The sequence below is a fragment of the Corallococcus sp. AB030 genome (genome assembly GCF_003668965.1).
Lineage (GTDB): Bacteria > Myxococcota > Myxococcia > Myxococcales > Myxococcaceae > Corallococcus > Corallococcus exiguus.
The window spans coordinates 1-13,355 of sequence record NZ_RAWQ01000249.1 but is presented as its reverse complement, the minus strand read 5'-3'; the positions used below and the strand labels follow the sequence as shown (position 1 = coordinate 13,355).

Annotated in this window: 8 protein-coding genes and 1 pseudogene; 6 read left to right on the top strand and 3 right to left on the bottom strand. The window is 70.1% G+C overall.

Features of this window, described 5'->3' with window-relative positions:
* On the top strand, positions 1 to 847 hold an 847-nt coding region (locus tag D7Y15_RS38120), incomplete at its 5' end, for a papain-like cysteine protease family protein (protein WP_121755642.1).
* 78 nt (positions 848 to 925) lie between these two features.
* Here the strand turns inward: D7Y15_RS38120 and D7Y15_RS38115 are convergent.
* Positions 926 to 1,744, bottom strand: a complete 819-nt coding sequence (locus D7Y15_RS38115) for a hypothetical protein (protein WP_121755641.1) — start codon at positions 1,742 to 1,744, stop codon at positions 926 to 928.
* 153 nt (positions 1,745 to 1,897) lie between these two features.
* Complete coding sequence (locus D7Y15_RS38110; RefSeq protein ID WP_233605250.1) at positions 1,898 to 3,196, bottom strand: sigma 54-interacting transcriptional regulator; 1,299 nt, start codon at positions 3,194 to 3,196, stop codon at positions 1,898 to 1,900.
* Positions 3,197 to 3,515: 319 nt separating this feature from the next.
* Between D7Y15_RS38110 and D7Y15_RS44440 the strand changes: the two genes are divergently transcribed.
* Together D7Y15_RS44440 and D7Y15_RS38105 are read left to right on the top strand one after the other, a co-directional pair.
* The gene (locus D7Y15_RS44440; protein WP_169822063.1) at positions 3,516 to 3,785 is read left to right on the top strand and encodes a hypothetical protein; all 270 of its coding nucleotides are present in this window, start codon (positions 3,516 to 3,518) and stop codon (positions 3,783 to 3,785) included.
* Between the two features lie 54 nt (positions 3,786 to 3,839).
* Positions 3,840 to 7,475 carry an FG-GAP-like repeat-containing protein gene (locus D7Y15_RS38105; protein ID WP_121755639.1) on the top strand — a complete coding sequence of 1,212 codons (3,636 nt, stop codon included), beginning with the start codon at positions 3,840 to 3,842 and terminating at the stop codon, positions 7,473 to 7,475.
* A 56-nt stretch (positions 7,476 to 7,531) separates the two neighbouring features.
* On the opposite strand, the gene D7Y15_RS38100 is transcribed toward D7Y15_RS38105, so the two are convergent.
* Positions 7,532 to 9,340 carry a glycosyl hydrolase family 18 protein gene (locus tag D7Y15_RS38100; protein ID WP_121755638.1) on the bottom strand — a complete coding sequence of 603 codons (1,809 nt, stop codon included), beginning with the start codon at positions 9,338 to 9,340 and terminating at the stop codon, positions 7,532 to 7,534.
* Between the two features lie 180 nt (positions 9,341 to 9,520).
* Between D7Y15_RS38100 and D7Y15_RS38095 the strand changes: the two genes are divergently transcribed.
* From D7Y15_RS38095 to D7Y15_RS38085, 3 genes and pseudogenes are all read left to right on the top strand, one after another.
* Positions 9,521 to 10,780, top strand: coding sequence for a GAF domain-containing sensor histidine kinase (locus tag D7Y15_RS38095; protein ID WP_121755643.1), 1,260 nt, complete (start codon positions 9,521 to 9,523; stop codon positions 10,778 to 10,780).
* Between the two features lie 46 nt (positions 10,781 to 10,826).
* Positions 10,827 to 11,660, top strand: a complete 834-nt coding sequence (locus D7Y15_RS38090; protein WP_121755637.1) for a HEAT repeat domain-containing protein — start codon at positions 10,827 to 10,829, stop codon at positions 11,658 to 11,660.
* A gap of 182 nt (positions 11,661 to 11,842) precedes the next feature.
* Positions 11,843 to 13,355 (top strand): annotated as a pseudogene (locus tag D7Y15_RS38085) (hypothetical protein); the annotation flags it as partial.

Here is a 13,355-nt window from a genome sequence, read left to right as displayed (position 1 = left end):
GCAGACAGCCGCGCCGCAAGGCAACGCGCCGGTCCAGGGCCACCTGGCCCCCGAGCCGGTTATCGAGACGGAGCAGGTCACCGGGTTCCCGCAGGACCGCTTCGAGGAGTCACCGGAGGTGGCGGGACAATGGGCCGCCCAGGCCGCGGGGGCCGGACAGCCGCTGGGCGCGCGTCCCATGGAGCTGTCGCGGATGGAGCCGGCGCCCTCCCTCACGGGCGCGAAGGGCTGGGCCCAGCAGACGCCGGTCCTCCGGCAGACGGACGCCACCAATTGCGGTGCGACGGCCGCCGCGATGCTGGTGCGCGCCAATGGCGGCGGCCAGGGGCAGACGGACGCCCAGCTCGTCCAATCACTGGAGTCGCGCTACTCCGACAGCAAGGGCACGACGCCGGACCAGATGGGCCAGATGCTCGCGGGCCAGGGCTTCGAGGTGACGCGCGGCGCATCCCAGTTCGACCGCGACGCGCTGAACGCCGCGCTCGACTCGGGCAAGAAGGCAGTGGCCCTGGTGGACTCCAACCGCATCCAGCCCGGCGCCTCCGGCGACACGTCCGCTGGCAGCGCGCACTGGGTGGAGATCGATGGAAAGAATGCCCAGGGCCAGTACCGCATCCAGGATCCGGCCTCCGGCTCCAGCTACGACGTGGACCTCCAGCACCTCACCCAGGCGATGAACTCCGGCTGGGATTCGTTCAACGGCGGCGGGATGCTCATCGTCAATCCCCAAGGCGGTGACGCGGGCGCGCTCGCCGCCGCGAACGCGAATCACTCCGCCACGCTGGGTGACTCCTCCGGCATCGGATCCAAGAACAGCTCCTTCGGCTCGCGCGAGTCCGGTTCGTAGTTCGCGCGGCGCGGGGACACGAAAAGGCCCCGCGTGCATCGCACGCGGAGCCCCGTTCTTCACGCTGCGCCCGCTTCCTCAGATGTTCGGGATGTCGGAGGCGAAGCGCTGGTTGTCGTTCAGCGTGGAGGGGTTCGCCTGGACGGACTCCAGGAAGAGGCGCGCGTTGTTGGACAGGCTGCGCTCGAAGGCGAACGCGTCATCGCCCTTCACGTTCGGGTTGTCGCTGATGCGCTGCTCGGGGTGCTCGAAGTGGGTGCGGCCGCCGCGCACGTGGTGCAGGTAGTTGTTGGCCCCCACCGCGCGCATCGCGTCCAGCGCGTTCGTCACGTTGAGCTCGATGGCTTCCGGGCTGCTGCCGTTGAGCTGCTGGAGGTCCTGAGGCAGGTGCTTGCCGTAGGTCTCCAGCAGGTCCTTGTTCAGGTTGAAGGGGCCGTAGTTCGTCGCGGCGCCGCTCTTGTTGAAGTCCGTGCCGCCCTCCTGCATCACCTGCGCGACGAGCAGCGCGGCCTCCTCGGGGGCGGCGCCCGACTTGATGGCGGTGTCCCAGACGTTCTTCTTCCAGAAGCTCAGCGGCTGCCCGTTGTATTGCTTGTCCTCCGAGTACGAGAGCGCCTGGTAGTCCTTGGAAGCGTCATGCGAGCTGGCCGGTACGAGCGCGTCCGCGCTGACCGGATCCGATCCCGCGCCCGCGGGCCGCGTCGTCGGCGTGGGAGGCAGCGACTGCGCCCGCGCTGACGGCGAGGACTCGAAGCTGTCCGTATGGAACATCTTGTTGCGCAGGGCCGCCGCGGACGTGTCCTGGGAGGGCTGCACCGGCTGCGCCCTCGCGGCCGGCTTCAGCAGGGACGTGAGGAACGAGGACGGGTTGGAACGCGAAGAGACGGAGGAGATCATGACGTGCTCGGGGTCGTGGGGGCCGTGAATGGCCGGTACGCGTTCCCTAAGCAGGAGTGATGCCAGTGGGCCTCCCGAGGGAGCAGCCACGCAGAGGGGTTCGCAAGTGGGTGACTCGAGTCACCCGGTGGCGGTCCCAGTGGGTGACAGGAGTCACCCGGCGTCGTCTTCGTCCGCCCCGGGCTTGCCGTCGCTGAGCTCCAGGCCGTGCTTGCGCATCAGCTTGCGCAGGTACACCCGGTCGATGCCGGCCTCCCGGGCGGCGCGGTTGAAGCGGCCCTCGCAGCGCTTGAGGAGGCTCATGAGGTAGTCGCGCTCGAAGCCCTCCACGAGCTGCTCCTTGGCTTCCTTGAAGGGCCGGGCCAGGTTCAGCTCGCCCGCGCGGAGGGAGGCACGGCCGGGGACGCCCGGGTCGATGTCCGGCAGGGACTCCTCGCCCAGGTTCACCACGCGGTCCACCACGTTGCGCAGCTCGCGCACGTTGCCCGGCCAGGGGTACTGGAGGAGCAGGGCGCGCGTCTGGTCCGACAGGGTGCTGGGCGGCTTGCCCAGGCGCTCCAGCACGGTGTCGATGAGCATGGGGATGTCCTCCGGACGCTCGCGCAGCGGCGGCAGCGCGACGCGCAGCACGGCCAGCCGGTGGAAGAGGTCCCGGCGGAACTTCTCCGCCCTCACCGCGGCCTCCAGGTCCACGTGCGTGGCGGCCACCACGCGCACGTCCAGCGCCCGGTAGTCGTTGGCCCCCACCCGCTTCACCTGCCGGCGCTCCAGCACGCGCAGGAGTCGCGGCTGCATCTCCAGGGGCAGCTCGCCCACCTCGTCCAGGAAGACGGTGCCCCCGTGGGCGCGCTCGAAGGCTCCTGCCCGGTCCGCCTGGGCCCCGGTGAAGGCCCCCTTCACGTGGCCGAACAGCTCGGACTCGATGAGCGACGGCGCGATGCCCGCGAGGTCCACCACCACGAAGGGCTTCTTCGCGCGCGGGCTTTCATGGTGCAGCCCCTCGGCGCACAGCTCCTTGCCGGTGCCCGTCTCGCCCTGGATGAGCACGTCCGAGTCGCCCGGGGCCATGCGCTCCAGGAAGGTGAAGACCTCGCACATCCGGCGGCTCTGCCCCACCAGGGCGCCGAAGCGGTCGCGCGGCGACAGCAGCAGCGAGCGCTCACGGGTGTCCTCGGGCATCACCTTGAGCTGCGTCTCCCCCAGCCGGAGGACGGCGCCGGGTTGGACCTCCAGCTCGCTGAAGCGCAGGCCCTGGCAGAAGGAGCCGTTGTACGAGCCCAGGTCCGTGGCGACGACGCGATCCTCCCGCACCTCCAGCTTCAGGTGGTAGCGGGACACGGTGCCATCCTCGAGCACGATGTCGCAGTCCGCGCTCTTGCCCAGCCGGTACTCCCCCACCGGCAGCGGGTGGCTCCGGCCGGCCGCGGGCCCGGACAACACCCACAGCTTCAAGCGGACCTTGCCCCCGGGCTTCTCGGGAAGGGTCCGGGTCCTGTCGGAAGACGGCGTCTCCCGCCCCTCCGGCCTGTCATCCCGTGTCGACACCGCGACGACGCTAGCAGAGGGCCGGGAGTCCTCGGGGAACACTTCCACCTCCTTGCGGTGCCCGTTGGAAGGCAATGCCTTGCACCCCACCGTTCCGGCCGCTCCGAGCCGGAAGGAGCAAGCATGCGTGTCAGGAATCGGGGCGCCCTGGTGGGCCTGGGGCTGATGCTGGCGGGTGGAGGCCAAGGCGTGGCGCCCCGACGGGACGGCGGGGGGAACCACCTCCGTGAAGCGGCTGGACGCGGGCCTCACCAGCATCCTCGACGTGGGCTCCTCGGGAGCGCAGGGGCTGTTCGTCTTGCTGGACGGCGCCAACTCCGAGGTGTGGCGGACGAACGGCACCGAGGCGAACGGGCCGGGTCCTCTTCAGCGGCGCGTTGACGCCCGGGCCGGCCACGGCGCTGTAGCCATCCCAGACCTGCCCGGTGGATTTCGACGACATGCGGTGACAATGACAGACTCGCGCAGTGCCTCCTCGTCTCCGGGCACGCATTGAAGGCGTGGAGCACGGACTGGTAGAACGCTCCCCAGTCCCGAAGGGGGAGTGGGAATGTCGCTGCGTGGATCCGTCGGATTCATCCTCGTCTTGCTTGCGGCCGCCGTGGGGTGCGGCGACCCAGGCGTCTCGCCACTACCGCCCGAGCCGCCAGTCCGCGACGCCGGCGTCCTGGACGCGGGCTCGGCCGATGATGCCGGCACCTCCGACGATGCCGGCGTCGTGGATGGAGGAATGCTCGCGGAGGTCCCTTCGCCGCCGGAGGCAGTGGTCGCGGTGAGCGGGGACAGCGCCGCCCGGGTGTTCTGGACAGCGGCCCAGGACCACGGAAGTCCGCTCACGGGCTACATCGTCACGGCCTCGCCGGGCGGGGCTTCGGAGACGGTCGCGCCGGACGTGCTCGAGGTCCAGGTGGCGGGCCTCACCAACGGAACGGAGTACACGTTCACAGTGGTAGCGGTGAACGCAGTGGGCCCTTCCACGCCGTCCCAGCCCTCCGAGCCGGTGACGCCCGCGGGCAGGCCAAGCGCGCCCACGGGCGTGGTGGCAACGGCGGAGGTTCGCGGCGCGACGCTGACCTGGACCGCCCCTGAAGCCAACGGCAGCCCCGTCACCCGCTACGCCGTGGACGTCCAGCCCGCCGTGGAGGGCGCGACCGTCGACATCACGGGGGAGCAGGCCCACGTCACCGGCCTGGCCAACGGCACGCCCTACACCTTCACCGTGCGGGCCTGGAACGCCGTGGGCGAAGGGCCCGCGTCCGCGACCTCCAATGCCATCACCACGCCGGACGTGCCCGGAGTCCCGCTGGACGTCTCCTTCCAGGCGGAGGACGGCGCGGCCGCCGTGTCCTGGAGCGCCCCGGCGTCCGACGGAGGCCACGCCCTCACCGGCTACACCGTGACGCTCCAGCCGGGCGACGTGACGCGAACGCTGCCCGCCGCCCAAACCCAGACGCGCTTCACAGACCTGGCCAACGGCGCGGCGTACACGCTGCACGTCGTCGCGCTCAACGCGGTGGGCACCGGCCCCGAGGCGACAGGGACGGTGACGCCGGCCCGTCCTCCGGCCGCGCCAACGGACGTCGTGGCTGTCGCGGGCATGGGCCAGCTCACGCTCACCTGGACCGCGCCTGCCTCCACCGGGGGCTCGCCCGTGACGGCCTACCGGGTGACGCCGCACGCGGCGGGCGTCCCGGGCACGGCCGTCACCGTGGGACCGGACACGGTCACCACACTGACAGGCCTGCCGAGGGGAACCACGTTCACCGTGACGGTCGCCGCGTTGAACGCCGTGGGCACGAGCGCGGACTCCGAGCCTTCCGCGGCGGTCACGACGCACGACGTGCCCGGAGCTCCCCAGGCGCCTCTCGCCACCGCGCTCGGTAACGGCCGCGTCCGCGTCGACTGGACGCCCCCCGCCTCCAACGGAGGCATCCCCCTCACCCGCTATGTCGTGCGCGCGAGCCCCAGTGGACGCACCGCCACCGTGGCCGCCGGCGCCACCTCCGCCACCGTCCTCGGTCTGGGGGGCGGGATGCACCATGCCTTCACGGTGCAAGCCTCCAACGCGCTGGGAGACGGTCCGCTGTCGGAGGCCTGTGACGCGAACACGCCCTGCGGCCTGGGGCTGGGCGCCGGGCCCAGGTTGTCGGACCAGGCGTCGTCGGTGGTCATCGCGGACTTCAACGAGGATGGCCTTCCCGACGTGGGGTACACGGACGCCTTTGGCGTAGGGGTGCTGTTGGGGGATGGCGCCGGCGGGCTTGCGCGCCATCACATCTTCACGACGGTCCCCAACGGCAGGGAAGCCCAGGTGGCGGACTTCAACCAGGACGGGCACGCCGACCTCGTGTTCCTGTACGCCGCTTCCGGCAGCGCCCAGGCCACCGTCGTGTTCGGGGATGGAACAGGCCGCTTCACGGCGAAGCGGGACCTCGCCAGCGGCACCACGACGGGTTCGCTGGTCGTGACGGACCTGGAGGGAGACGGAAAGCAGGACCTCGTCATGGCCGACTGGGGCAGCAGGATGCTCCGCCTGTTCCACGGCGACGGGCGGGGGGACTTCGCGCCCCGGCACGACGTCCCCTTCCCAGACGACATCCGCTCGGTCGCGGCGGGTGACTTCAACGGGGACGGCCTGGCGGACCTCTTCCTCACGCACAACAACTTCAATGCCACGGTGTTGCTCGCGGATGCGACCGGCGGCTTCCAGACCGGCCAGACCTTCCACACGGGGCTGTACCCCAGTGCCGCGAAGAGCGTGGACCTCAACGGCGATGGCAAGCTCGACCTCGCGTACGCGAACACCGGAGCGTCCTCCTTCGCGGTGGCCCTGGGTGACGGCACCGGGCAGTTCGGGGCCTTCGCGGACATCCCGGTGGCCAACACGCCCACGTCCCTGACCTTCGTGGACATGGACGGGGATGACCACCTGGACGCAGTGGTGAACCACGACACCTTGAACCTCGCACTGCTTCGAGGAGATGGCGCGGGCGGCTTCAACGGCCGGCAGGACTTCGTCGTGTCGAGCTCGGGGCGCGTGGTGGTGGGCGACCTGGACAGTGATGGCAGCCAGGACCTGCTGATGGCGGGCAACCCCATCCACTTCTTGAAGGGTGACGGCCGGGGTGGAGTCCGGACGAGGATGGAGGTGGCCACCCCGGCCATTCCCACCTGGGCGGCCACCGGGGACCTCAATGGTGACGGCAAGCTGGACCTCGCGGTCGCCGCCTCCAATCAACGAGTCAACGTGAGCCTGGGGGAGGGCAACGGGCGGTTCGGTGCCCTGCGCACCCTCGTGACGCCTTCGAACGCGAGCGCGGTCGTCATCGTGGACCTGGACGGGAATGGCTGGCCGGATCTCGTCACGGCGAACCCCAGCGGCACGCCCGCCCCCACCTTGAATGGCAACGTCAGCGTGTGGATGGGAGATGGCGCGGGAGGCTTCGGACCGAGGAGGGAATTCGCGACGGGGTTGGCGCCCAACGCGCTCCTCGCGGAGGACTTCACCGGGGATGGCAAGGTGGACCTGGTCACCGCGAACAGCAGTGACCATACGGTGAGCCTGCTGACGGGCGATGGCACCGGAGGCTTCGCCGCCCGCCAGGACTCGCGGGTCACCGAAGTCCCCATCGCGCTCGCCAGCACGGACGTGGATGGCGATGGAAGGCGGGACCTGGTGGTGGTGGGCTACACCGGGTACGTCGAAACCGTATGGAACAACGGAACCGGCTTCTTCACCCGGAAGCAGTCTCTCTCTATCGGCTCCCGTCCCCGGTCCATCGCGCTCGCGGACTTCAACGGCGACGGGCGGATGGATGCCGCGGTCGCCGACAGCACGGGCAACACCGTCACGGTGCTGTCGATAGCGCCGACGTGGGGGCTGTCCACCCTGACCACGCGCCCCACCGCAAGCACCCCGTATGGGCTCGTGGCCGCGGACTTCGACAGGGACGGGAAGCCAGACCTCGTCGTCGTCTACAACCCCGCCAACCTGGGCTCGGACTACATGTTCAGCGTCTTTCCAGGGACGGGGACGGATACCCTTGGGCCGGTCGTGCGCTACACCACGAGAGGCAGTGTCGTGGCGGTGACGAGCGCGGACCTCGATGCGGACGGACGGCCGGACCTCATCACGTCCCAGGGAACCCACAAGAGTGTCGGCGTGTTCATGAACTTCTGTCTCTAGCCGCGCCCTTCCGCGTCCACCGGCGGCGTGCCGGTGGACGCGGGGCCCCACCCGGCCTACCGGTAGGTGTCCAGGTAGGCGCGGTGGCTGTTGGAGAACTCGAAGTTGGTGAACTTGTCCCAGTTGATGGACCAGGTCATCAGCCCCTTGAAGCCCGGGTAGCCGCCGGACTGGCGCAGCACGTAGGTGCCGCCGAAGGACTGTCCCTTCATCAGGTAGTCCAGCGCCTTCTGCACGTTGGCGGGCGTGGTGTAGCCGCCGCCCGCGGCCTGCGGCGAGGACGGCAGACCGATGACGACCTGCTCCGGCCGGAGCGCGGGGAAGACGGCGCTCGCGTTGCCGCCCACGGGGAAGCCCTGGAGCAGCATCTCCGCCATGGCCACGTGGAAGTCCGGCGTGCTCTGCGCGTAGGCGCGACCGTCCAACCCCATCACCGTGCCGGTGTTGTAGTGCTGCACGTGCAGGTACGTCAGCCGGTCGCGCAGCGCGTGGATGACGGGGAGGTACGCGCCCCACGGGCCGCCGTAGGCCGCGTAGCCGCCCTGCACGTAGGCCGTCTCCGGCGCCATGGTGAGCAGGAAGCCCGCCCCGTTGTCGTTGAGCAGCTGGCGCGTGCCGGCGATGAGGTTCTGGATGCGCGGCGTGGTGGGGTTGCGGAAGTCGGTGTCCCCGCCATTGAGGGACAACGACGCGCCCTCCAGGTCCAGGTCCAGGCCGTCAAAGCCATACGTGTTGACGAGCCCCTGCATGCTGGTGACGAAGGCCTGCCGCGCCGCCGCGTTGTCCAGGTGGACGGTGCCGTTCGCACCGCCCAGGGAGATGAGAACCTTGCGGCCCTGCGCCTTGAGCGTGGCGATGTCCGCTTTGAACTCGGCCACGGTGGCGTTGTACGGGGTGAAGCCCATGGTGCCGGAGGGCGCGCCCGTCACCGGCTCCGCGAAGGCCACCTGGATGACGTTGAACTTGGAGGACACGTCGCGCAGCCGGATGTTGGTGGAGCCGTTGTCGAAGTTGTGCCAGTAGCCGACCAGCACCTTGCTGCCCGCGGGCGTCGTGTTGCCCGTCGTCACGGCGACGCTGTTGCTCGCGGCGGAGCGGTTGCCGGCCGCGTCGCGCGCCTTCGCGGTGAACGTATAGGTCGTGTTGGCGGCGAGCCCCGTCACGGTTGCGTTCAGCGTGGTGCTGGTGGCCGCCGCGCTGGTGCCGCCGTTGACGAAGATTTCGTAGCCGGTGACGCCCACGTTGTCGCTGGACGCGTTGAACGCCAGGGACACGCTGGAGGCCGTCACGCCGGTGGAGCGCAGGGAGCCGGGCGCCGTGGGGGCCTGCGTGTCCGGCGCGGGGCGCGTGGGCGTGGTGGTGCTGAACGCGGCGCTCGCCGCGGAACGGTTGCCCGCCGCGTCGCGCGCCTTCACGGTGAACGTGTAGGTGGTGTTGGCGGCGAGCCCGGTGACGGTGGCGCTCGTCGTGGTGGAGGTGGCCGAGGCGGAGGCTCCGTTGTTGACGAAGACCTCGTAGCCGGTGACGCCCACGTTGTCGGTGGACGCGCTCCAGGTCAGCGACACGCTGTCATACGTCTTGGAGGGTGAACCGACGCCGGAGGGCGCGGTGGGGGCCTGCGTGTCCGCGGGAGGATTGCCGGTGCGCTCCAGCCACAGGGCGAGCACGTTGGGCGGTTCCCAGCCCACCAGGGACGTGTGGGACTGACGGCAGTCGTAGCCCTTCCCTCCATAGGACGCGATGTCACCCACGGCATACGCGACGCCTGGAGCCCAGGCGCCCCGGTCCGCGGCCAGGGCCAGGGTGGGCAGAAGCAGCAGGAGCACGGCGAGGGCCGCGCGGGACGACGAACGAGGGGGATGCATTGGGGGAAAAGCCTCCCGGAAAAGGGTCCGGGAGACAGGGAGGGCGGACCCCGGGAAAGCGGGTCAAGAGCCCTGAAAGATTTTCCTGAGCGCTCCTGGATGGTTGGTCAGCGAACGGAGGAGCTGGCCCCTTGGATCCGGGTGACCGGCCTCCAGGCCCAGGACCTAGGATTCGCCTCCATGAAGTTTCTAGGTGAGTTGGACGAGGCCTCTCTCGCGCGGACCCAGCGGTGCAACCGTCGCCTCGCGGATCCGAACCGTCTGCAGGCCATCCGGGACACCGGGCTGATGGACACGCCGCAGGAGGAGGCCTTTGACCGCCTCGCCCGCCTGGCGGCGCAGCTGCTCAACGTCCCGCTGACCATCATGTCGCTGGTGGACTCGAACCGGCAGTTCTTCAAGGCGGACTTCGGCCTGCCCTCGCCCTTCCGGGAGACACGGACGCTGCCCATCGACGCGTCGCTGTGCCGCTACACGCTCGAGGGAGAGCCCATCATCTCCTCGAACGCGCCCGCGGATCCGTTCCTGAAGTTCCATCCGTCCACCGGGCCCTGGGGCATCGTCGCCCTCATCGTGCTGCCGTTGATCAACCCGGAAGGGCACGTGCTGGGGACCTTCTGCTGCATCCAGCCCTCGGTGCGCGAGTGGACCGCACAGGACCACCTGGTGATGAAGGAGCTGACGGCCTCCATCATGACGGAGATCAACCTCCGCGATCAGATCCGCAAGCTGAAGGCCGAGCAGCGGATGCGGGACACGTTCGTCGCGGCGCTCACGCACGACCTGCGCACGCCCCTGACGGCGTCGAAGCTGAGCGTGCAGCTGATGGGCAGGCGTCATGCGGACCTGCCGGGCGTCCAGACCTCCGTGGGCCGCGTGACGGCGAGCCTGGACCGCGCGGAGCGGATGATCCAGAACCTCCTGGACGCCAGCCGCATCCAGGCCGGCAAGCTCGTGGCGCTGGAGGTGCGGGAGTGCGACCTCCACGCGGTCGCGGCCCAGACGCTGGATGAACTCTCGGCGCTCTACCCGGGGCGCTACGAGCTGAAGGCGGAAGGTGAGTTCACGATGCGGGCGGATCCGCTCGGGCTGCGCCGCATCGTGGAGAACCTGGCCTCCAACGCGGCGAAGTACGGCGCGCCGGGCACCCCGATTGAAGTCCGGCTCGACCGGAATGAAACCCAGGTGAAGCTCCAGGTGCGCAACCAGGGCACGCCCATCGCCGCGGAGGACCTGCAGACCATCTTCGAGCCGTTCCACCGCACGCGGTCCGCCACGGAGAGCGCGGAGAAGGGCTGGGGCCTGGGGCTGCCCCTGGTGCGAGGCCTGGCCGAAGCGCATGGGGGCAAGGCCACGGTGACGAGCGGCGCCGAGGAGGGGACCTGCTTCACCATCACCCTTCCGCTGGACGCGAGCGCACGGCAGCGGCGCTCCGCGTAGGGGATGGGGAGCCCGAGGGGGGTGTTCCTGGGGCTATCCTTTCCCCATGGCCATTCCCGCTCATTACGACGCCCTCTGCACGCTGGAGCTGGTGGCCATCGCGCTCCTCGATGTGAAGGGGGATTCGACCTGGGCCGCGCTGGATGCGCTGCGAGGGCGCGACCGGGAGGAACTGTTCGCCGCTGCCGAGCAGTTGCTGCGCTCCCCTTCTTCGAGGGAACGCGCACGGGGCGCGGTGCTGTTCGCCCAGGCGGCGGGGCACGACGCGAAGGAGCACCGTGAGCGCAGGGCACGATGCGCGGAGGCCCTCCTCGCCGCGCTGCCCACGGAGCAGGCTCCATCCGTCCTCAAGGCAATGGGCTATACCCTGGGCTACCTCGAGGACGCCCGGGCCTTGCCCGCGCTGCGCGCCTTGAAGGACCACCCGGATGCCCGGGTCCGGGAGGGAGTCGCCCGGGGTCTGATGCCGCATCACAACAACTCCGTGGCCCTCCAGACCTTGATGGAGCTCTCCCGGGACGGAGACACATCCGTGCGCGAGGAGGTGCTGTCCGGACTGGCCCTCAAGGACGAGGACGAGGTGGACACCCCGGAGCTGCGGGACGCGTTCCTCGAACGGCTCTCGGAGGAGGACAGCGGCATCCGGGCGGACGCGCTGGTCGGGTTGGCCAAGAGGAAGGACCCGCGCGCGCTGGAGCCGCTCCGCCGTGAACTGGCGGGAAGCGAGGTCATCGTCCTGGCTGTCGAAGCAGCCCAGGCGCTGGAGGACCTCTCCCTCCTGCCGCTGCTCCATCGTTTTCGGGACCCGCCTGGCAAGGCCGACAGCTACTTCCGCAGCGTCCTCTCTGACGCCATCGCCCACCTGGAATCACTCGCCTGAGCAATGGCTGTACCGGACCGGTCTCCGTGGAAACCCCAGGACGTCCAGACGCAAGGGACGCGCCCTCCGCATGGCGCCTGACCTCTCCAGCGGACCGGTCCTGTCCTCTCCACAGGACAGGAAGCGTGCACGCGCCCCACGTGTGCCTTGCGGCGAGGCGGTGGGTGCACTAGCCATCGATTATGGCCCAGCGTCGCCCGACCCGACCGTCCGCCTCCTCTGATTCGTCCAAGTCCCGCAGCGCCACTGGCAAGGCCGCCACGAAGCCCGGGGGCCGTCCCACCGGGGGCAAGGCCCCTGCCCCGGCGAAGAAGGCCGCGGTCGCGAAGCCGGTGGTGCAGGCCCTGAAGACCGCGGCCTCGAAGCTGAAGCAGGTCGCGAAGGCGGTGAAGGGCGCGGCGGCCAAGGCAAAGCCTGTCGCGAAGCCCACCGCGAAGGCAGCACAGGCTCCGAAGGCTTCCGCCTCGAAGGCCGCACAGGTTCCGAAGGCTTCGGTGGTGAAGTCGGGTGCGCAGGCATCGAAGACGCCTGCCGCGAAGTCCTCGGCTCAGGCTCCGAAGACCTCCGCCGCGAAGAAGGGCGGTGCTCAGGCGCTGAAGACGCCAGCCGCGAAGTCCGCACAGGCTCCGAAGGCGCCCCCAGCAAAGGCCGCCGTACAGGCGCCTGCCGCGAAGCCGGGCGCACAACCGTCGAAGACGCCCGTTGCGAAGCCCGCCGCGCAGGCTTCAAAGGCAGCCGCCACGAAGCCCACCGCGGCCAAGGAGAGCCCCAAGGCTCCGGCGTCGAAGGCCGCCCAGACACCCGCAGCGGAGTCTGCTTCAACCGGGAAGGGCCCGAAGGCGTCCGCAACAAAGGCCGCCGGACGCGCCGCGCAGAAGCCGGGCTCGACCGAGGAAGACGCCAAGGCCAATGCATCGAAGTCATCCGAGGCGGCTCCGGAGCCGGCGCCGACCAAGAAGGGCCCGAAGGCTTCCGCGTCGAAGGAAGCCCAGGAGCCTGCTGCATCGACCGACGAGAGCCCCAAGGCCGATGCACCGAAATCCTCCGAGGTAGCCGCGGAGCCGACTCCGACCAAGAAGGGCTCGAAGGCCGCCGCGTCGAAGGCTGCATCGACCGAGGAGCCCCTGAAGACCGAGGCACAGAAGTCCTCCGAAGTTGTCGCGGAGCCCGTATCGGCCGAGGAGCGCCCGAAGGATTCCGCGCCAACACCCTCCGAACAGCCTTCTCAAGCCCCTGAGCCGACCTCCGCGGGTGCGGAGACGGCCGAGCTGAAGACAGGCGCCAGCGAGGCTCCTTCGAAGCGCGCGGGGAAGGCGCCCAAGGGCTCTTCCGCGAAGAAGACCCCGGCAGAAGGAACTCCCGCCGTCGCGCCGCAGGAGGCCCCCGAGCCGTCCCCGTCGGAGACCACAGCGGAGTCCGCCACGCCCGCGCCACAGGCCGAGACGGGCGCCCCCGACACCGCTCCCACAAGCACCGTGGAAGGAACGCCTCCCGCCACGGAGACAACGACCGCCGAGGAAGCCCCCTCGCGCAAGGGCTCGGGGCGCACCGCGAAGCGGAAGGCCTCCGAAGCCGAAGCCGTTCCCGCCGAAGCGCCTGAAGAGACCTCCGTGCCTCCCGCCCCCAGCGAGGAGCCCGCATCGAAGGCGAAGCGCGGCGCCAAGGGCGTGGCTCGCCCCGCCGAAGAGCCCACCC